This window comes from Aneurinibacillus sp. Ricciae_BoGa-3 (assembly GCF_028421645.1).
Lineage (GTDB): Bacteria > Bacillota > Bacilli > Aneurinibacillales > Aneurinibacillaceae > Aneurinibacillus_B.
On the sequence record NZ_CP116887.1, the window covers coordinates 937,482 to 957,543 of the forward strand.

Annotated in this window: 21 protein-coding genes; 12 read left to right on the forward strand and 9 right to left on the reverse strand. The window is 45.6% G+C overall.

The window, feature by feature from the left end:
* The first annotated feature begins 210 nt into the window (after positions 1-210).
* The gene (locus tag PP175_RS04795; protein WP_272441693.1) at positions 211-1,563 is read left to right on the forward strand and encodes an efflux RND transporter periplasmic adaptor subunit; all 1,353 of its coding nucleotides are present in this window, start codon (positions 211-213) and stop codon (positions 1,561-1,563) included.
* The gene (locus PP175_RS04800; RefSeq protein ID WP_272441694.1) at positions 1,550-4,651 is read left to right on the forward strand and encodes an efflux RND transporter permease subunit; all 3,102 of its coding nucleotides are present in this window, start codon (positions 1,550-1,552) and stop codon (positions 4,649-4,651) included. The genes PP175_RS04795 and PP175_RS04800 overlap by 14 nt, the downstream gene beginning before the upstream one ends.
* 65 nt (positions 4,652-4,716) lie before the next feature.
* On the opposite strand, the gene PP175_RS04805 is transcribed toward PP175_RS04800, so the two are convergent.
* The 5 genes from PP175_RS04805 to PP175_RS04825 all read right to left on the reverse strand — a co-directional run bounded on the left by PP175_RS04805 (position 4,717) and on the right by PP175_RS04825 (position 7,730).
* Complete coding sequence (locus PP175_RS04805; protein ID WP_272441695.1) at positions 4,717-5,508, reverse strand: alpha/beta fold hydrolase; 792 nt, start codon at positions 5,506-5,508, stop codon at positions 4,717-4,719.
* A gap of 171 nt (positions 5,509-5,679) precedes the next feature.
* On the reverse strand, positions 5,680-6,075 hold the full coding sequence (locus PP175_RS04810) for an ArsR/SmtB family transcription factor (protein ID WP_272441696.1): 396 nt from the start codon (positions 6,073-6,075) through the stop codon (positions 5,680-5,682).
* Positions 6,050-7,009, reverse strand: a complete 960-nt coding sequence (locus PP175_RS04815) for a cation diffusion facilitator family transporter (RefSeq protein ID WP_272441697.1) — start codon at positions 7,007-7,009, stop codon at positions 6,050-6,052. The genes PP175_RS04810 and PP175_RS04815 overlap by 26 nt, the downstream gene beginning before the upstream one ends.
* A gap of 270 nt (positions 7,010-7,279) precedes the next feature.
* Entirely contained in the window at positions 7,280-7,435 is a 156-nt protein-coding gene (locus tag PP175_RS04820) for a lmo0937 family membrane protein (protein WP_442870420.1), read from the reverse strand.
* A gap of 109 nt (positions 7,436-7,544) precedes the next feature.
* Positions 7,545-7,730 carry a YlaF family protein gene (locus PP175_RS04825; protein WP_272441698.1) on the reverse strand — a complete coding sequence of 62 codons (186 nt, stop codon included), beginning with the start codon at positions 7,728-7,730 and terminating at the stop codon, positions 7,545-7,547.
* A 205-nt stretch (positions 7,731-7,935) separates the two neighbouring features.
* Between PP175_RS04825 and rlmD the strand changes: the two genes are divergently transcribed.
* The 7 genes from rlmD (at position 7,936) to PP175_RS04860 (ending at position 13,837) form a co-directional block, all read left to right on the forward strand.
* A complete protein-coding gene (gene rlmD / locus PP175_RS04830) occupies positions 7,936-9,327 on the forward strand; it encodes a 23S rRNA (uracil(1939)-C(5))-methyltransferase RlmD (RefSeq protein ID WP_272443189.1) in 1,392 nt (463 codons plus the stop codon).
* A 772-nt stretch (positions 9,328-10,099) separates the two neighbouring features.
* Complete coding sequence (locus PP175_RS04835; protein WP_272441699.1) at positions 10,100-10,429, forward strand: ImmA/IrrE family metallo-endopeptidase; 330 nt, start codon at positions 10,100-10,102, stop codon at positions 10,427-10,429.
* 114 nt (positions 10,430-10,543) lie between these two features.
* Entirely contained in the window at positions 10,544-10,804 is a 261-nt protein-coding gene (locus PP175_RS04840) for a hypothetical protein (protein WP_272441700.1), read from the forward strand.
* Positions 10,801-11,409, forward strand: a complete 609-nt coding sequence (locus tag PP175_RS04845; RefSeq protein ID WP_272441701.1) for a DUF4411 family protein — start codon at positions 10,801-10,803, stop codon at positions 11,407-11,409. The genes PP175_RS04840 and PP175_RS04845 overlap by 4 nt, the downstream gene beginning before the upstream one ends.
* Positions 11,406-11,927 (forward strand): DUF1643 domain-containing protein, encoded by a 522-nt coding sequence (locus PP175_RS04850; protein ID WP_272441702.1) that lies wholly within the window; start codon positions 11,406-11,408, stop codon positions 11,925-11,927. The genes PP175_RS04845 and PP175_RS04850 overlap by 4 nt, the downstream gene beginning before the upstream one ends.
* 171 nt (positions 11,928-12,098) lie before the next feature.
* On the forward strand, positions 12,099-12,260 hold the full coding sequence (locus PP175_RS04855) for a hypothetical protein (RefSeq protein WP_272441703.1): 162 nt from the start codon (positions 12,099-12,101) through the stop codon (positions 12,258-12,260).
* 821 nt (positions 12,261-13,081) lie between these two features.
* Complete coding sequence (locus PP175_RS04860; protein ID WP_272441704.1) at positions 13,082-13,837, forward strand: hypothetical protein; 756 nt, start codon at positions 13,082-13,084, stop codon at positions 13,835-13,837.
* Positions 13,838-13,957: 120 nt separating this feature from the next.
* Here the strand turns inward: PP175_RS04860 and PP175_RS04865 are convergent, their stop codons facing one another.
* Positions 13,958-14,512 carry a helix-turn-helix domain-containing protein gene (locus PP175_RS04865; protein WP_272441705.1) on the reverse strand — a complete coding sequence of 185 codons (555 nt, stop codon included), beginning with the start codon at positions 14,510-14,512 and terminating at the stop codon, positions 13,958-13,960.
* A 181-nt stretch (positions 14,513-14,693) separates the two neighbouring features.
* Here PP175_RS04865 and PP175_RS04870 point away from each other — a divergent pair, with 181 nt between their 5' ends.
* The 3 genes from PP175_RS04870 (at position 14,694) to PP175_RS04880 (ending at position 16,925) form a co-directional block, all read left to right on the forward strand.
* On the forward strand, positions 14,694-16,142 hold the full coding sequence (locus PP175_RS04870) for a pyridoxal phosphate-dependent decarboxylase family protein (RefSeq protein WP_272441706.1): 1,449 nt from the start codon (positions 14,694-14,696) through the stop codon (positions 16,140-16,142).
* A gap of 259 nt (positions 16,143-16,401) precedes the next feature.
* Positions 16,402-16,542, forward strand: a complete 141-nt coding sequence (locus PP175_RS29830) for a hypothetical protein (RefSeq protein ID WP_272441707.1) — start codon at positions 16,402-16,404, stop codon at positions 16,540-16,542.
* On the forward strand, positions 16,512-16,925 hold the full coding sequence (locus PP175_RS04880; protein ID WP_442870421.1) for an APC family permease: 414 nt from the start codon (positions 16,512-16,514) through the stop codon (positions 16,923-16,925). Before PP175_RS29830 ends, PP175_RS04880 begins: the two co-directional genes overlap by 31 nt.
* A 372-nt stretch (positions 16,926-17,297) precedes the next feature.
* On the opposite strand, the gene PP175_RS04885 is transcribed toward PP175_RS04880, so the two are convergent.
* From PP175_RS04885 to PP175_RS04895, 3 genes are all read right to left on the reverse strand, one after another.
* On the reverse strand, positions 17,298-18,044 hold the full coding sequence (locus tag PP175_RS04885) for a YdcF family protein (protein ID WP_272441709.1): 747 nt from the start codon (positions 18,042-18,044) through the stop codon (positions 17,298-17,300).
* 81 nt (positions 18,045-18,125) lie between these two features.
* Entirely contained in the window at positions 18,126-18,356 is a 231-nt protein-coding gene (locus PP175_RS04890; protein WP_272441710.1) for a DUF1128 domain-containing protein, read from the reverse strand.
* A gap of 135 nt (positions 18,357-18,491) precedes the next feature.
* Positions 18,492-19,922 (reverse strand): amino acid permease, encoded by a 1,431-nt coding sequence (locus PP175_RS04895; protein ID WP_272441711.1) that lies wholly within the window; start codon positions 19,920-19,922, stop codon positions 18,492-18,494.
* Positions 19,923-20,062: the final 140 nt, after the last annotated feature.

Genomic DNA, 20,062 nt, shown 5'->3' on the forward strand with positions numbered 1-20,062 from the left:
TAAGGCCATCGCCTGCGCTTACGCTTGCCGTTAGCCAAGATTCCCTAATGCCGGTCCGCACGTCGTTCCACAAAGCGGCCGAAAAACCTCTATGAGGGGAAAGGAGAGAGCGGCATGGCCAACGATGTTTTTCTTCTTTTGACATAATTCTGACATGTGGTTACAGTATCATTTACTAGATATATATTCCTACAAGGGAGGGGGCTTTGTATGCGAAGGTTGCGTTATTTTTTACTATTCATTCCTATTTTAACGTTAAGTTCAAGCCTTATGGCAGGGTGTTCACAACAAACGATGGCGCTTAACAAAAAGACAAGCCAATCAACTCCGGTTAAAGTCATAACGGTGCGGCAGCAGAATATAGCCGATACGATTACGCTAAACGGCCAGTGTACCCCTGCCCTTCTCACCAAAGTGGTTTCAAAGCAAACGGGAAAGGTATCAGGCGTATTCGTACAGCCTGGCCAGGCAGTTACGGCGGGACAGACACTTATTCAGCTGGATACGTCAGACCTGCAGATCCAGCTTCAACAGCAGCAGGCTGCCTTACAGGTTGCACAAGCACAGGCTGATAAAGTGGCTTCGGACGCACAGAGGTCGTACACCCAGGCTACGAATGCCTGGGGAAAGGAGAAATCAACAGCCCTATCAACGCTCAACCAGGAACAAGCAAATCTTGAGGATGCGAAAATGAAGTTGCAGCGGGAACAGAGCCTGTATGCAAATGGTGCAGCTCCCGAACAGGATGTAAACAGTGCCGAGCTGGCTTATAAAAATGAACAGACAAAGTATCAGGCGGCAGAAAAACAGTACCAGCTTGCGTTAGCCGACAGCACAACGCTCGATAATAACTCCACAAAGCTCGCGCAGGCGCAGGTTGCCCAGTCCCAGGCGGCCATGGCTTCTACGCGGCATTCCATCGATGAAATGACGATCACGGCACCCGTTTCCGGTGTTATCGTCTCGCGGGATGTGGAAATTGGCGGGGTTGTGGGGGCGCAGAATTCAGCCGTAACCATTGCCCAGTTAGACCCGATAAAAATTATGGTGAATGTTCCTGAAACATACATTGATAAAGTTCCCGTACATACGGCACTTAATGTCAGTATGCCTGTTTTAAAAGGGGCGGTTTACAAAGCGGTCGTAAGCCGCGTGAATCCAGTTGAAGATAGCACAACGAAAACGTATGCCATTGAAGTGGATGTACCAAACCCTGACGGACGAATTAAGCCAGGCATGATTGCACAGGCATCGATCGGGGGAATTAATGAACATCGCGGGCTTGTCATTCCGGCTAATGCGCTCGTGCAGACACCCGACGGCCCTAAAGTATTTACAGTGGAAGGAAACGTCGCCCATCAGCACCTGGTCCAGATCGGCACCATTAAGAAGGACACGGTTGAAGTCAAAGCAGGCTTAAAAGCCGGGGATGTTCTCGTTACAGAAGGGCAAGAATTTTTAAGCGAAGGAAAATCCGTAAATACAGGGACAGGCAATGGCAACCAGCAGGGAGCGGCGACTCATCACAGAAAAAAGGCGGGAGGCAACAATGAAACTAGCTGATTTTTCAGTTGAACGCCCGGCTACCATTTCGGTTATTATGATGCTCCTGCTGTTGGTAGGGTTTATTTCGATTCCGCTTTTGCGTGTTGACCTCAATCCGGATGTTACCATTCCGGTCGCTGTCGTTTCCACCACATGGCAGGGTTCACCGGAAGAAGTGGAGCGGCAGGTGACGAAGCCCATTGAATCGGCTATGGCTACTGTACAAAATGTTATGCAGGTGGATTCAAGGTCCCGGCAGAATTCTTCCCAGGTTATTGTCCGTTTTAACTATGGAACAAACCTAGATCAAGCCATTCTATCGATACGCGATAAAATTGATCGGACCCGGCGGCAGCTGCCGCAGGATGCGGATTCACCAATCGTGATGAAGATGGATCCGAACAGTGCGCCCATTATGACAGTAGCGCTAACAGGTAATCTCGATGCGGTTGAATTAAAACGTTACGCTTCGGATGTGGTAGAGCCGCGCTTGTCCACTGTCGACGGTGTAGCTTCTACCAACGTAGTAGGCGGGAAGAAGCGCCAAATCGAGGTAAGGCTTGATCCTGTGAAAATGCAGGGCTATGGCTTGTCGATTAACCAGGTGGTTCAGGCGCTGCAGCAGGATAACGCCACAAATGATGCCGGCGTGATTAAACAGGGTGACAAGCAGGTTAATCTTGAAATGAGCGGCGAGTTTGCCTCCCTGCAGGATATCGAAAATGTACCCGTTCACACGGGTAATAATGGCGGTGCTGATAGTCTTACCATTAAGGACGTTGGATCGGTGATCGACACATTTGCCGATGTTACCCAGCTCGCCCGGGTCAATCACATACCCAGCGTCAGCATCGATATTGTTAAGTCTCCCGATGCCAATACGGTACAAGTATCCAAAGGGGTAACGGCCACCATTAAACAACTCCAGAGCCTGCTGCCAAAGACCGTAAAGATGGTGGTCGTATCTGATCAGGCTAAGTTTATTCAGGCTGCAATCCAGACGGTAGTAGAACATACGCTGCTCGGAGGCGTACTCTCGATTATCGTGCTGTATTTATTTCTCCAGCGCATCCGAACCACGCTGATTATCGGGATTGTCATTCCAATCTCCATTATTAGTACGTTTTCGCTTATGTATTTTGGCCACCAGACGATTAATACCGTTACCCTCGGCGGCCTTGCCCTTGGCCTTGGATCGCTGGTTGATTTTGCGATCGTTGTTATCGAAAGTATTTTTCGCTATAGCAAGGATGGACGCACTGCGAAAGAGGCTGCTAAAATGGGAACGGCTGAGGTCGGAGCGGCTGTGCTTGCTTCCGCGCTATCACAAATCGCGGTATTCGCACCTATAGCATTTACTCAGGGGCTTGCATCCCAATCTTTTTCACCGCTGGCTTTAACGGTGAGTTTTTCACACATTGCGGCTTTATTCGGGGCTCTTACCCTTGTGCCCATGTTAGCTTCCAAAATGATGAAAAGCGGAATGGGAGAAGAGAGAAGAACGCTCTTTCAGAGAGGAATCGAGCGCATAAGCCAGAGATATGGCAGGCTGCTGAGATGGTCGCTACACCATAAGAAAATTGTGATTACACTTACCTTGCTGCTTTTTGCAGCCAGCGCAGCCCTCGTGCCTTTAGTAGGGTTTGAGCTTGCGCCATCAACCGATCAGGGGGAATTTAAGGTATCCATCCAGACCGATACAGGTACAGGCCTTGATACTACCAATAAGATCACAGAAAAGGTTGAGGCTGTTATTCAAAAAATTCCTGAAGCGGATACGATTTTTACGCAGGTGGGGAGCGGAGGACAGGGCTTTAATGCCGCTACGAACAGGGCATCCATTGATGTCATGGAGAAACCGCTTAATCAACGATCGCGTTCAACCGATCAGATTGTCGAAGAGGTACGACAGAAGACGCGATGGATCGCCGGCGCCAAAATCAATGTGAGCGCCGCCACAACCAGTTTTGGGAGGGGAGGAAGCCCAATTCAAGTTGTCATATCGGGACAGGACGAGAAAATCCTGCAGGATCTAAGCAATAGTGTCGAGAAGGCGATTACGTCTGTCCATGGTACAAGGAATGTGCAAAATTCGATGGATAATTTAATTCCCCAATACAGCTTAAAAATTGACCGGGTTCGGGCAGCCCAATATGGTCTAACCGTTAGCCAAATTGAAACTATGGTGCGCAATGCATATGGCGGAACCGCTGCAACCCAATTCCGTGCAGTAGATAGTTCCATTGATGTATTGGTCAAATATCCAAATGATTATACGCAGAACATTGAAAACCTATCAACCTTGAATCTTGCTACTTCTTCCGGCGGCCAGGTCGCACTGTCCCAGGTAGCCGATATTTCCATGGGTACCGGCCCTTCGCAGATTGATCGCACGAACCAGACCCGGCAAATTACGGTATCCAGTGATATATTCAATGCCAATCAGGGGCAGGTTCAAAGCCAGGTGAAGCAGAAGCTGGATGATCTTCCAAGGCCTGACGGCTACACGATTGAGCTGAGCGGACAGACAAAAGATATGAATCAATCGTTTAACAGCCTCGGATTTGCTCTGCCGCTTGCCACCCTGCTTGTTTATTTCGTTATGGTGAGCCAATTCGAATCATTTTTCAGTCCATTCATTATTATGTTCTCGCTGCCACCGACCTTTATTGGTGCCATGCTGGGCTTAATTGTTACGCATCGATCCTTAAGTGTGAACGCCTTAATCGGCATGATCATGCTGATCGGTATTGTTGTAAACAATGCCATTGTGCTGGTCGATTATACGAACCAGCTCATTAAAAAAGGACTTACACCCTACGAGGCAATCATTCAAGCTGGCCCGGTCCGCCTAAGGCCTATTCTTATGACGACCGCAACCACCGTGCTTGCGATGCTGCCGCTTGTCATCGGTTTTGGTCAAGGGGCGGAGGCCCAGGCGCCTATGGCAACCGTTGTTGCGTTTGGCCTCATCTTCTCCACTATGGTCACACTCATACTTGTACCGGTGGTGTACATGATTTTCAAAGATTTAGGGCGGAAAATACGCAGAAAACCCGGCATGAAGAGTACGGATGCAGACCTGCATGTCCCTTCTGTCTCTTAAAGCAGTAAACCCGCATCGCTCCTATTGGAGAATGCGGGTTTTTTCAGTAGAGTGCAAATCACTTTTCATAAAGCGGGGTTTACAAAGCTGCGAATAATTTCAGCCAGCTTGTCCGGCGCCTCATACATACTCATGTGGCCTGCGCCTTCAATAAGCTCTGCCTTGACGAGCTGCTCATCTGCAGAAAATACTTTATCCGGCGATATGACCTGGTCTTCACTGCCTGCTACCAGGAGAACCGGTTTGTTCGTAGTCATAATCACGCTTGTTCGATCTTTGCGATCCCGCATGCCTTCCAGTGTATGAATAGCACCCTCGGGGGCGGTAGAGAGCCCGATCTGTTTTGCCTTGTCCACTTGCGCTTTCATTGAATTCAGGTGGCCGGGAGCGAACAGCTTCGGAATCAAATTATCAATAAAAGGCTGAATACTTTTCTCTTTGATTTGCTCTATGCCTTTGCTGCGATTTGACTTGGCCGTCTCATCATCTGGCAGTCCGGTAGAGTGGATGAGGCCAAATCCAATTAAGTAATCGGGGTATCTTTCCGCAAAAGCAAGTGTTACGTAACCGCCTAATGAATGCCCTAAAAGCACAGGCGCTTGCAGTTGTAATGATTCACACAACCCTCTGATGTCTTCTGCCATATTTTCCATGGTATAAGGCTGGTCGGGGACAGATGAATGTCCGTGGCCACGTAAATCGGGCGTGATCACCCGAAAATCCTTTTCCAGAAGAGGAACGAGGTCATCCCAGTAAGCGGAACTTCCACAGAAACCGTGGAGGAGAACGATTGGTTTGCCACTGCCCCGTTCTTTATAAGCGATTTGTATCCCATTTGGATTCACTGTTTTGGTCATCTGGATCCCTGCCTTATTAAAAGTATCGTTGATGATGACTTACTGCGCCGCAGTACGCCTAGAACGTTTCTGAGAAATGAGTGTATCCACTGTCTGCTCTACTACTTGTATTTCCCGTTCTGAAAGCTGTTCAATCTCGCCTGCTGATTCTTCTCTGTCGATGGTTTTCTCTTAAATGTTATGCTGGCCTGCTTCTTCTATATGGTCCATCCCGAGCAGGAGGATGCTGCGAACATGTTCGTCGGCCAATGAGTAGAATACAGTAGTTTTGTCCTTGCGTGTCTTGGTAATGCCGAGAAGCCGCATCAGGCGGAGATGGTGGGAAGCATTGGCAATGGATATACTAAGAATAGCTGCAATATCATGAACGCATAATTCTTTATGCTGGGTTAAGACATAGCAAATTTTCACCCGGTTGCTGTCTGACAGTCCTTTAAACCACCCGGCCAGCTGCTCGGCTGGATGGCCAAGCAACTTTTCCTGCAGTTCATCACGCACAGTGGGGGAGATATGGCAGGAATCTGCCTCGTAAATAGACGAATCAGTGGTGGTGGCCTTTTTCGTCACAAATATCGTCCTCCTCGCAAATTTTTCCGTCTTCAATCTGAATCGTTGTATGGGTGATATTGAATTTTTCCTTAAACATGCAGTTGGATTGGCGCAGTATTTGGCCGAAATCATACAGGTCTTTGACGACTACGTGGCAGCTTAGAGAGGGGAAACCGGAAGTAACCGTCCACACATGGAGATCATGAACCTCCTCAATACCCTCAATCGACAGCAGAGCATTTCGCATATCATCGATGTTCGTGCCCTCAGGTACACCTTCCATTAGAACATTTATCGAGTCGCGTGTAACCCTCCAGCCCGATATAAGAACGAGGGTAGCAACGATTACGCTTGCAATTGGGTCTGCGATATTCCAGCCGAACAACCAGATTAAGAGACCAGCTACTATTGCGCCCAGCGATCCAAGCAGGTCGCCGAATACATGCAGCAGGGCGCTCCTCATATTAAGGTTCGCCTTCGTATCTCCCCGCATAAGGATAAAGGCTACTAAAATATTGATCACAAATCCAAGGGTGGCAATCAGCATCATGGAGCCGCTTGAAACTTCGGCAGGCGCAAACAACCTGTGGAAAGCTTCCCAGTAGATAAAGATGGAAATGATCCCGAGTGCAACACCGTTGAAGAGAGCTGCCAGAATTTCAAGCCGTTTGTAGCCGTACGTTTTTGTATGGGTCGCTGGCTTGGCTGCAATCCAAACAGCCATATAGCTTAAGAAGAGGGAAATGGAATCGCTCAGCATGTGGCCTGCATCGGAGATAAGCGCAAGGCTGTTGGTGAAAAAACCACCGATAAATTCAACAATCATAAAAGCGGTAATCAACAAAAAAGACAACAACAGTGATTTCTTATTGGCATTGTGGCCGTGGTGGTGGCTGTGTCCGGCATGGGAATGGCCGTGGTGATCATGGTGGTGATGGTGGTGGCTGCCCATTCGTTCTTCTCCCCTCTAATACGTTCTTTCTTTATATATGTTTATTGTACTTATCCGTTTTTTGTTATTCAAGTATTCATTTGAAAACTTTAATAGTAGGGCGCCCTCTTGCCCAAGTCAAGTTCAGAGCCGTTAACTTTTAACAACGAGCCAAGGACCTGCTTGCTTTATCATCAGTAATAAAAAAGCCAACCATCGGCTAAACCCGTATGGTTGGCTTTCGTTTTTAGATGTGAAAAACTGTGTAGCTTCTATCTTAGTTAAGCGTATCTAAACCCGCCCTTTTCGGCCTGTAATAAGGTCGATAATAAACATCACAACGGCGATAACAAGCAGAATGTGGATAGCGGCACCTGCAACTTTAAATACTAAGCCCAGCAGCCACAACACAAGGACTACGAAAGCAATAGTGCGTAGAATTCCCATATCACTCGCTCCTTATTGTATTAAGTATTTTACTTAATGTAGGTTATGAAGTTAAAATACCCTGCTTGGGCAAAAAATAAACAAAACCCCCATTCGGGGGCAACAAGAATTAGAGCGTACCGTTCTTCCGCTGTTTGGCTTTCAGCATAAAGCCGAATCCAACAATCAGAATGGATGCAACCAGAAGAATCAGCGCGAGCCAGCCATTATGTTCGGCGATGGAAAAGCCGACGCCAGCAAGACAGGCAGTGGCCAGTATAGCTAAAAAGAGCGATTGTTTTTGATAGCGAGTCATTCATTCTTCACCTCGTCCTTCATTATACAACGAGAGTCCGGTAAAACAGAAGAGAGGAGAAGCCATCTCTTTGTTTTAAGACCAAATCGTTTATAATAGAATGAGTTTAATACAGGCAAAGGATTGATAAATAGATGAATAAAAAGCCAGAAAAGAAAGGCTTTAACGATAAATTTGCAACGGGCGGGCATGGACGTCCCTCACAATTTTCCGGCAAGAAAAAAAGGCGGCAGAGGGTGTCAACCTTAAGCCAGGCCAGGAGATTCTCCTAACGATTCGCAGAATGGGCATCAACGGTGAGGGCGTCGGTTACTACAAGAAGAAAGTGGTATTTGTTCCAGGGGCTATTCCTGAGGAAGTGATCGAAGTTAAGATAACAAAAGTTGAGCCTTCGTTTGCAGAGGGTAAAATCAAAAAAATAAAGACAAAGTCGCCACAGCGTGTGCAGCCTCCCTGTCCGGTTTATGAGGAATGCGGCGGCTGTCAGTTGCAGCATATTTCTTATGAGGGGCAGCTACAGGCGAAGGAAGAAATCGTTCGCGGCGCGTTTGAGAAATACACCAATATAGCCGAGCTGCGGATGCGCCCAATACTTGGCATGGACAACCCGTGGAACTATCGTAATAAAGCCCAGTTCCAGGCAGGGATGCAGGATGGAAAAGTGATCACAGGGCTGTATGCGGCTGACAGCCACCGGTTAATCGACTTAGAGGGCTGCCCGATTCAACACCCCGAAACCAACCGGATGCTTGCTGAAGTGCGGGATGTGCTGCAGAAGCTAAATGTCCCGATCTACGATGAGAAAAAACGTACTGGCGTGATCCGGACAATCATTGTGCGTGTCGGGTTTGAAACAGGTGAGCAGCAGCTAACATTTGTGACAGCGGACGACAGGCTTCCACGCAAAAAAGAAATCATCACCGAACTTCGCGCCAGGCTGCCGCGCTTAACCAGCATCAGCCAGAATATCAACCATAATAAGACGCCCCTTATTTTTGGGGATAAAACGATTACGCTCTGGGGTGAAGAACGAATCGCTGAGTCGTTGGGCTCTGTCAGCTTCTCCCTGTCACCGCGGGCCTTCTTTCAGCTTAATCCTTCGCAGACGGTCAAGCTTTACAATGCGGTTAAAGAAGCTGCAACCTTGTCAGGAACAGAACGGCTCGTCGACGCCTATTGCGGTGTCGGGACGATTGCCCTGTGGCTGGCTCCTGATGCAAAGGAAGTCAGGGGAATTGAAGTCATAGAGGAAGCGGTTCAAGATGCCCGCCGCAATGCCGAGAAAAGTGGAATTGCCAATGCGAGGTTCTACACGGGAAGAGCCGAAGAACTACTTCCGGAATGGGTGAACCAGGGTGCTAAACCGGATGTGGTCGTGGTGGATCCGCCCAGGACCGGCTGTGAGCGATCGCTGCTGGATGCCGTCCTTAAGGCCAGGCCCGAGCGGTTCGTATATGTATCGTGCAATCCATCCACCCTCGCAAAGGACGTGTCATATTTATTAAGAGACTTTAATCTGGAATGGGTTCAGCCTGTGGACATGTTTCCCCATACGAGCCAAGTCGAAAGTGTTTCGTTGTTGGTGAGGAAGTTGTAGCCCCAAAATGAAGTCCTGACATATAAAACAAACTCCTGCCAAAATCAAAATAAAGTTGTGGGAAGCGTGTGAATAAAGGTGTGAGAAAAACGGAGAAATCCTGATGGCTTGCACCTTTTTCCGTTTTTAAAAAGCTGGGGGTAAAGCGTGAACAAACCTGTCATATAAAGGGTTGGAAAGAAATACGGGAAGGGTTTACGAGCCCACAAAGGAATAAAAAATGCTTCTTTTTTGAACGCAATTCCTGTTTGCTGTAGCAGTGCTTTATTTTAAAATTGAGTGAGAAATAACGGAGAAAAAATTAGGGAAATGAGCGACTAGTGAATGACTTTTTTAATGGTATGTGAACGAAAGAATGTGGTTTGAGGTGGATGGAGTAGTAAATGTTTATTTACTGAACACAAATTGTAGGGGAAGTATATTCCCTTGCTCTTGAGGCAACAGCAAAAAGGTAATACTACCCATATAAGTACACTTTTTATTTCAAAATGGCGTATTTGGCTTATTTCTTTTTGGATCGACCTCCGGTGGAGGAGTTACCGATTCCACATTACAGAACTGTGGATGATCAACATAGATTGAGGCCAAGTCCAGATTTATTGGAAACGGTACAGACCATGGAAAGACGTCAGGAGTGGATGAGGGAATATCTGGTCAGTCAGGGGTATGACCCTTTGCCCTTTGTTGGTAAACGGAAGGTGTCGGATGATCCTCACTTGGTTGCCGAGGAAATTCGAGCAGCATTGGGTTTGCAAAATGGATGGGCAGCGACTTGTCGGACTTGGCAAGCTGCCTTGAGAATGTTACTTCAAAAATTGAAGATATAAGAATCATGGTCATTGTAAACGGGGTCGTAGGAAACAACACACGTCGTAAACTTGATGTAAATGAGTTTCGTGGATTTGTTTTAGTCGATAATATTGTGCCCTTTATATTTGTTAATGGTTCAGATGGGAAAGCCGCTCAAATGTTCACATTAGCCCATGAATTAGCCCATATTTGGTATGGGTATAGTGCGGCCTTTGACTTACAAAAGCTTCAACCCGCCGAAAACAATATCGAGAGGGTATGTAATCTCGCCGCGGCGGAACAATTTCGCTGACCTTAAAGTGCCGCGCAATCCTCTGGAAACGCTCTTCGTCATTTCTTATACTTGGCCAAAGTTCCCAAAGATCTACCCTTGGTACAAGAAATCGCTGCTCGAAGAGCATTGGACTTGGAGCTCATTACCAGACAGGAGTTTTTTGATTTCTACCAAGACCGATTAAACAGAGAACTTCAAACGGATCAAGGAGATAGCGGCGGGAATTTCTACGCAACACAAGCATTTCGTGTAGGGCGCCGTTTTGCAGAAGCTGCTATTCGGGCTACATTGGAAGGCAAATTGCTCTATTCTGAAGCCTACAGACTCACAGGGCTAAAGGGTAATGCTTTTTCTGAATTTGCGACACGCCTTGGTTTTGGAGGGGAAGTATGAGTCGTTATTTGTTGGACGCTAACATTTTTATTGAAGCATACAAGCGATACTACGCCTACGATATTGTCCCCTCTTTTTGGGAGATGCTAAAAAAGAATGCAGAAGTGGGAAAGGTTATAAGCCTTGATCGTATTCAGCGGGAGCAAAACGCATTTGCTGATACGCTTACAACTTGGGTCAATAGCGAGTTTAGTTCTTATTTTGTTTCAACGGACAATTCAGAGGTATTTGCTTCTTATAGTCAGATCATGAACTGGGCTATGATTCAGCAACAATACTCCGATGCAGCTAAGGCAGAATTTGCCAGCGTAGCTGATAGCTGGCTCATTGCTTCAGCCCAGACTTATGATTGTGTTTTGGTAACCCACGAATTGTACGATGTGAACATTAAGAAAAATTTATCCATGAAGAGTTTGATTTGTCCGAATGGTTTGATCTGCTTATTAAGTTCCACTAGTTTTTCCAAGCAATTTTCAGGAGATAATCCGGTTTGTCATTCCACAAGGATATCTTTACGTAGAAACAGATATTCTTTCAGAGATCATAAATGTATTAAAGCGGAGGAGCATTTACGGACTAAGTCATGTTCTGGGGGTATAAAATGAATAAGCAGTCTTTTCTAAATGGGATTATTATGCTACCCAATGGAATAAATGATGTTGATTTTCGAAATGAACTATTAGCTTGGATTAAGGAACGTGGAATAGAGTACCTATCACAAGATAAGCCAGAGCTTAACTATGGTTCCCTAACGGTTGTGAATTTGAGCCCGGTAGTAAAAGGATCAAAAGCTGGTGAGGATGAGGCGGATTTTCCCATTGACGATGGACGAAATAGTCACTTCATTCTTGAGATGATTGAAACTGTGAAGGTAATCATTCTGGGATGGGGAAAAGTTGGACAGAACCAAGGGGTTCCTAATTTGTCTACTGAAGTGATAAAGGCATTGTATAAAGCAAGGCTAAAGCTTCGGGTATTTGCCTTGAAAAAGGGCAGAGAGAATTCAATGGACATCTGGTATCCTGCTCATCCAAAACCCCAAGGTGGACCAAATAAGGGGTTTAAATTGGATCACGAGTTGAAAAAGTTAACAGAGGAACAGTTGGATCTGCTTTTTAGTTGATGATAACCTGTTCATCTGAATATGTTGCTATTAATCCTATACCATAGTATAGTTTACGCTCAACTGGTAGATTTCACTCTCCATTCTCAGAAGGGCAGGGCGTTTTGTTTTTGCCAAACGGATGAGTTAGCTAAAACGAGGGAATCGTTATATTGAAAGGAGATGACTTCTATGCAAAAACGACCAGCCAAAGACAATCAACCCACTTTTGCTCCTGGAAATGAAGAAGAGCAACTAAATCAGGATGCCACAAAAAAAGAAATAGCCCGCGGTGATTATACGGAAGTGACCACCCTGGAGTTTGATCCCGCTCCCGAAAGAACCGAGACATAAAGATTACACCAGCTGTTCATCGTCGGTGTGATCTTTATCATTCACTGTAAATGAATGATAATCGTGTCTGGCCCAGTTACTTGACTGGGCAATGAATCTTTAGTAAGCACTGTAAAGGAAGCCTTTTCGCGCGGATGAACGAAAACAATGGAGGCAAAGGCGATACAAAGCAGACCAATCGGTAGCATTAAAAATTGAATTTTGTTAATGGTAATCAACTCCTTAATCCCAAGCTTGGACAGGATTGTAGAAGAGATATACCTTTACAAAAATTCATCGAACGGGAACGTAAAAAGACCCTATTCCATTCATGCTGGAGAGAATAGGGTCATATTTTATCGATCTGAGTCATCAAATCACCCTTTGAAATGTTTCGGCTTCAGAATGTTGGCGAAACAGCAATAAAATTTCTGTCATAATGAAAATCTTTTTCTGTTTTTCATTATTGGCTTATATCCTGATCAATTAATATACTTTAACATCTATCATCATTTTGCCGAAGGAGTCCATTGCTTTCAAAAAACTCGCTACAATTTTCTTCATTTCCGCTTCCCCCTTATACGTTTTGGTTACCTTTATTATCCCGATTTCAGGGTTTTTTTACAAATTTCATTTTCGATCGTGAAACCGTATATCATTGCTATTGAAAACCCATGAAAACGAAAATCATAAATTCTTTTCTCGCAAATTCAACGATTTTCTATGTTTTTCATGCATTTTCATTTTAATAACACAGATTTTCTATTTAAAGTACAAAACTTTTTTCCTTGCTCCATCGTCTAAAGAATGGGAAACAAAATAATGGAAAATGGGGGAACTCAATGAAAAGTGTATACATCCCACTAAAAATACTGGTGTCTATGATGCTGCTTTTATTGTCAGCTGCATGTTCAGCAAAGGAAGAACCCGTAACAGAAAGTAAACCAGCAGCAGAAACGAGACAGACAACTACTGAACCAGAGACGTCCGATAACAATAAACAGAATAGTCAAGAAACAACTCCCGAAAATAAACAAGACAGAAAGAATACCACAACGAAGCAAACAGCTCCGGATAAAAAGGACTCCACAGTATCGGCGCCCAGCCCAATAAATAAAGCACAAACGTTGCCTAAGCATAAGGATGTTACGTTAATTCAGGAAGGAATGAAGGAAACAAAACAAGGAACACTTTTTATAAGTCCACAAGGATACTATTTGTATACACTGCCAAAATTTACTGCCAGCGCTGAAGAGCCGGGAAAAGATATTATTTTGACAAGCTACGATGAGCGCCATACGATGCGGATCGAATTGCTGTCTAAGGATGCCAGTCTTCCAAAGCTCATCGAAAATGCGAAGGAAAACTTGTCTGCGTTGGGGCAAGTAAATGAAGAGAAGAACGTATCGGCTCCGTTTTTCCAAACAGCTAAAGCGTACTTCTTTGCTTCGGATAATAAAACAACCCGGATCATCATTATTCAAGAAATCGCAGGCACGTTATTTCGTTTCACCTTGACTGTCGCCCATGCAGAATCGGCTGAGGCCATGGTTCCGAGTTACTGGGCTATGATAAAGACAATTGGTATCCAGAAATAAATGCAGTTTCTTTACTTGCTGGCAATTAAAAGAGGCGATCCGCTTACAGGATCGCCCTAATGCAAACATCCCCTCTGTCATCAGTGGGGATGTTTGCATTATCCGTTTTTTTTTCAACCGCTACCCTGCATGATGAGAGTCGATAACTAAGTAATATCGACATTCCTCATTTCCTACATTGATAAAACGATGTTCAATATCGGCTTCATAGTAGATGGCATCACCTTCGTCCAATTCATAAGTCCTGTCATCTGTTAAATCCACTCGCAATTTTCCTTGAGCAACAGCAATATACTCTTTGACACCAGGCTGATGAGCGGGAAAGATTTCGGATTCTTTTCCCGGGGGGATTACGTTCAAAACGAATTCGACTCCTCTTGACGGTAACGACGGTGACAGGAGATATCGTTCAAAACCGGAACGCTCGTCTCGAAATAGTAAGCGTTGTTCTTTTCTGATGACGATAACTTCTCGATTTTCTTGTTGCCCCAGTAACTGGGATAGCGTAACCTTTAGAGCTTCTGCGATTTGGCAGGCTACTTGTAAGGTCGGATTTTTTTCTTCACGTTCAATTTGGGATAACATCGAACGACTGACCCCACTACGCTCTGAAAGCTCTTCAAGGGTAAGCTCTTTTTCCTTTCTCACCTGCTTGACATTTTTTCCGAAATTCATGACGCCACCTCGCGTATAAGTATGCGATTCCACTATAGAGGAAAAATATCTTGAATTCTACGTTGTTAGTTATTATGATGGAAACATATCCACTATAGTATACAAAGTATTTAGTTTCAAGGGACGATCAAGGAATGAGATGCTCCTGATGCTCATTCATTTCACAAAGCGGAGGACAGTTATGACGGAAAAAATTTACACGGTTGGTCCATCGGCAATGCATGTTGAGGCAGTCCGCAATATGGCTCATGATGTAGCCGAACTGGTTGTCGATCATTTTTCTACGCTAAGAAATCGGCCCGTTTTCGAAAACACCGCACCTGTTGATAGACCAAAAAAGTTCTCGCCATTATCGTGGGAGCAGACACTCAGTGAGCTTCGTCGAGTTCTGCAGCAATCGATGCAAGTTGCTCATCCTCGTTTCTTTGGGCATATGGATTCGGGACCGCTTTACATAGCTGTTTTGGCCGATTGGGTTACCTCTGCTCTCAATCAAAACATGCTGAGCTGGGAGTTGTCCCCGGTTGCCACCGACATCGAAAATGAGGTGATCGAATGGTTTTGCAATGTTTGCGGATATGAAGATGGCGAAGGGACTCTCGTGAGTGGGGGCACCATGGCAAATCTGACCGGGTTGCTTTTGGCGTTACAGCGGGCTACGGAAGGGCGATACTGCAAGGAAGGTGTCTGGGCTCTTCGAAAGCGGCCTGTACTATTTACGTCCGACCAGGCCCACTATTCCATAGCAAAAGCGGCAGCAAGTACAGGCCTTGGGGAACAAAGTGTGTTGAAAATTCCAGCAGACCAATCGTTTCGAATGGATGTCAATCAACTTGAAAAAGCCATTCGGGATGCGATTGCGATCGATCGTATTCCTATTATGGTAGTGGCTACGGCAGGTACGACCAGCACGGGCAGTGTAGATCCGCTGATGAACATTGCGGACATTTGCCGCAAATATAACATATGGCTGCATGTGGACGCTGCTCATGGTGGCGGGGCTTTATTCAGTGAGAAAGCTCGGCCCTTGTTACACGGAATTGAAGCGGCTGACAGCATTACGTTCGATCCTCACAAATGGTTAATGCAGCCGAAAGGGATGGGAATGATTGTAACTCGGCACCTCAACGTATTAAAACAGTTGTTTTATTCAGGAGCACCCTATTTGACAAGGCAAAAAGAGGTGCAACCGGAAAGCAGGGGCAGTATGACCCTTCAGGGCTCTCGCAGGTTCGATGCTTTGCGTTTATGGATCACTCGAAAGTATCTTGGGGATACGGGACTTGCGGAGATAATTGACGGCACTTTACGGAAAGTGAGTGACTGGGCTGCTCTCTTGTACGACAGCGGGCAATTTGAATTGGCCCATAAACCGGATCTCAATCTGCTTTGTTTCCGTTATCGGCCGTTGAACGTGGATGACGATCGACTTGATGAACTAAATGAATGGATACAGCAACAATTGATGAACTCCGGCGTAGGATTTGTTTCGTTGACCACACTGAATGGTTCGCGATGGATGAGGAGTGTATTTATCAATCCCGCCACGACAATTGATGATATGACAGAGGTAATGAAAGAGATTGGACGGATCGCTCAGCAATGGATCTGTAAGAACACAGGAGAATAAAGGCATTTACCAAAAAACTTTTCATAGTTGCCCCCTTCCAGGCAGTTCCTGCTTCAGTTGTACTTGTGGTTTTTTGGTGGGGTAATGATAAAAACTTATTCGAATCGATTGCAATAAAACGAAAAAATATTCAATATTGTATGTAATTTTAGTTCAATACCTTGTATTCTGTCTATAGCATTTGGTCTTTCATATCAAGGTGACAAAAAGAGGGCAGTAAGCGTACAAAAAATTACCCATTATAAAAGCAGGTGAGCGGATGGACGGATCGTTTAAGCAAACCATTTCAGTCTGGCAGGGTATCGCATTGTATGTAGGGGCTGTTATAGGTTCTGGCATTTTAATCATACGAATTTATCAGCTGCAGGCTTGGCCCCGACCGGTAGGGCCGCCATGTTAATATTCTGGTCATTCTTTGGCTGGGAAGCTATCGCATGTCTTGCTCCTGAATTCCATCGGCCGGAACATGATATCATACGGGCGACTTCCGGGGCAGTTGTCATTGTTGGCGTATTATACTTCGGTATCGCTCTTGCGGTTGTTGGCACCCACTCCTATTCCACAGGAGAGCAAATGGCAGATCAAGCAATGAACAATGCTTCTCTTGCACAGGTGATGTCAAACACTGTTGGTATCAACGGGGCTATCATAACGGCGTTCATAGCCCTTATCATCTGTCTAGGAACGACAAATGCATTCGTGGCGAGCATTAGCCGATTGGCATATTCGTTAGCTCATGAAAAGGTAGCGCCTTCGTGGCTGGATCACATAAATGAAGATTGATCCACACCGCAACGGGCAGTTCTTTTTGTCGGGATATTTGCCGGGATTGGGCTTCTCATAGCATATTTGTTTAACCTCAATATGAGTCAGTTGGTATATATTCCAAACTCACTTGGGATGCAACCTACATCCTGGGAACCGCTGCTGGTGTAAGGCTCGTCCGGTCTATCGTTGGAAAAATATCAGCCGGTATTGCATGCATACTTTGTTTGATTGCCTATCCCTTCGTGGGAACATCTGTTGTTATTCCTATCATGCTTACGGTTCTTTTCATAACCTATATGGTGTGGAGAAACGCCCTGCGGCCATTTAAATAACATAAGGAGCACTAAAAAGGCGCCCCTCAATTAGGCGCCCTTTGCATATTTTGTTTCACAGACTGAGTGCGAGCATTCCGAGATATTCTTTGCACGCCATGGCTGTTAGGTATAATCCGCCTGATGAAGGTTCTGTTTTAGCGGCGCTGAACGCAGCATGCCTGCTTGTTATGTAGTCTGTGGGGTAAGGCGTTATCGGAACGTTTAGCTTTTGGAAGTTCTTCACGGCCCGTTTCATATGGAAAGCTGAGGTTATCACGATCGGGTTTTTGAACCCATATTTTTTCATGATCGATTGTGTATGCTGTGCGTTCTCGGTTGTGTTTAGGCTTGTATCATCAAGTATGATTTGATTGTCCGGTATACCTAAGGACATTAGATTCTGTTTGGAAATTCGTGCTTCATTGCCTGAATCAGGTAATACTTTACCGCCTGATACGAGTATGGGGATATGGAGTGACCTGTACAATTGCGCTGTTGTAAGGATGCGTCCTGCTGTTGTACTGGAGGGATGGCCCACTCCGGCCGGAGATGGAGTATCAGAGGTCGCACCGCCAGTAAGCATGACTAATACATCACCCGCAGGTTTTACGGGTGGAGAGTATGCACTTTCTAAAGAGTGGATAAGCCCTTCACCGCACAAAGGGGTGGACACAGCGTACAGGCACAAGGTAAGCGCCATTAATAGCACAGCTTCTCTTTTGGCCTTCCGGTACACCCACATACTCAAAAATAATGCCAGGATAATAAAGATCCCTGGCGGAAATAGCAAGGTATAGAAAAATTTAATTACGTACAGCATGTTTGTACATCACCCAGCTCATTGTATTTGTTTAAGCAGAGGAGGGGGGAGTGCTGTTCCCCCTCTGACTGCGGGCATAGATTATTCCTCGGATTTTCGGAGGCTGCCCAGCTCCGTAACAATGGCTTCCATTTCGCTGATACTGAAGGTGTTTTTCTTCATCACCATATCATAAATGTCCTTTAGGTCCTCATACTGTTCATCGTTAAAATGAGAAGGTTTAATGGCTGCGGCGTTGACAACGCGCAGCTTATTTTTTATTTCCTCGATCATAAATTCAATGTTTTCCGGAGATTTGTTTGATAAGTCCAAGCGTGCCACCCTTTCTCGTAATTGGATGCTTTTATTTTATCATGTTCTTCGATAAAAAAACGTGTAAAGTACACAAAAGACCCGAAGGATTGGAACTCCCCGGGTCTTGAGATAATCTTAAGCGCCATCTGCAAACTACTCCGGCAAGTGAACCGGCTCCAGGTTTCCGGCCAAAGATGGAGCAGCCTGGCTGTCCTTTCTTCTGTGAAGCCCTTTGCCATAATAGAAGGCTATAAGAATGATAAACCAGATCGGTCCCACAATTAGCGCAATGCGCGTATCAGGAAAAACAGCCATTAAGATCACAACGCCCACAAGAAAAGCAAGCGTGAGGTAAGAACTTAACGGAAACCATGGCATTTTGTAATTGAGCTTGTCCACCGCCGCTTTTCCCAATTTTTTGCGAAATTTTATTTGGGAAAGAAGGATAACCGCCCATGTCCATATAGCGCCAAATGTGCCAATGCTTGTTACCCATGTAAATACTTTTGCAGGGACGACGTAGTTAAGGAGCACACCTGCAAGCAGGGCTGCAGCTGAAACAAGAACGGCTTTCCCTGGAACACCCGATTTTGATAATTTGCCCAGTCCACCCGGGGCTTCACCCTGTTCTGCCAGGTTAAACAGCATCCGGCCTGTACTGAAAATCCCGCTGTTGCAGGAAGATAATGCAGCTGTTAACACAACGAAGTTGATAATGCCTGCTGCATAAGGTATGCCGATTTTATCGAAGGTCATTACAAAAGGGCTTCCCTTTGTAGGGTCAAGTTCATTCCAGGGATAAATAGATAGGATAACAAAAAGTGCTCCCACATAAAAAATTAAGATGCGCCAGAATACGCTGTCGATAGCCTTGGCCAGGTTTTTCTTTGGGTTTTTAACTTCACCTGCGGTTACCCCGATCATTTCTATGCCGAGGTAGGCAAACATCACCATCTGCATGGCCATCAAAATTCCCTTGATGCCATTAGGGGCAAAACCGCCATGGTGCCAGAGGTTGCTGATGCCGGTTGCTACGCCGCCGTTGCCGAGACCAAAGAAAATCATGCAGGCGCCCAGGATGATCATAGCTACTATCGTGATGATTTTGATAAGGGCAAACCAGAATTCAAGTTCTCCGTATGCTTTAACGGCGATGAGGTTGACCATAGTCATGATGAGCAGTGCTGCTAGAGCCCAAATCCAGCGTGGAATTCCAGGAATCCAGAAGTCCATATACACGCCTACAGCTGTTATTTCAGCCATGCAGGTGGCCACCCACAGGAACCAATAATTCCATCCGGTTAAGTATCCGGCAAGAGGCCCTAAATGTTGCCGTGCATAGCGGCTAAAGGAACCGGCCACAGGATTTTCGATCGCCATTTCACCGAGTGCTCGCATGATGATAAACATTGCGGCTCCTCCAATGGCGTAAGCTAGGAGAATTGCGGGACCTGCAAGTTTGATAGCGGATGCGGATCCCAGAAAGAGGCCAACCCCAATGGCAGCTCCGAGCGACATCAGGGTAATGTGCCGCTCTTCCAGCCCGCGGTGAAGTTGTGTATCAAGATTCCCATTCCGTTTCATATAAATCCTCACTCCCTACATTAGTAATTAAATAAATTGCATGATACAAAAAATAACTTTGATCACAATTATTAAAATATTTAGCCTATAATCGCTTACCTACAGTATAATCATAATTATAATTACAATCATTTGTTGAT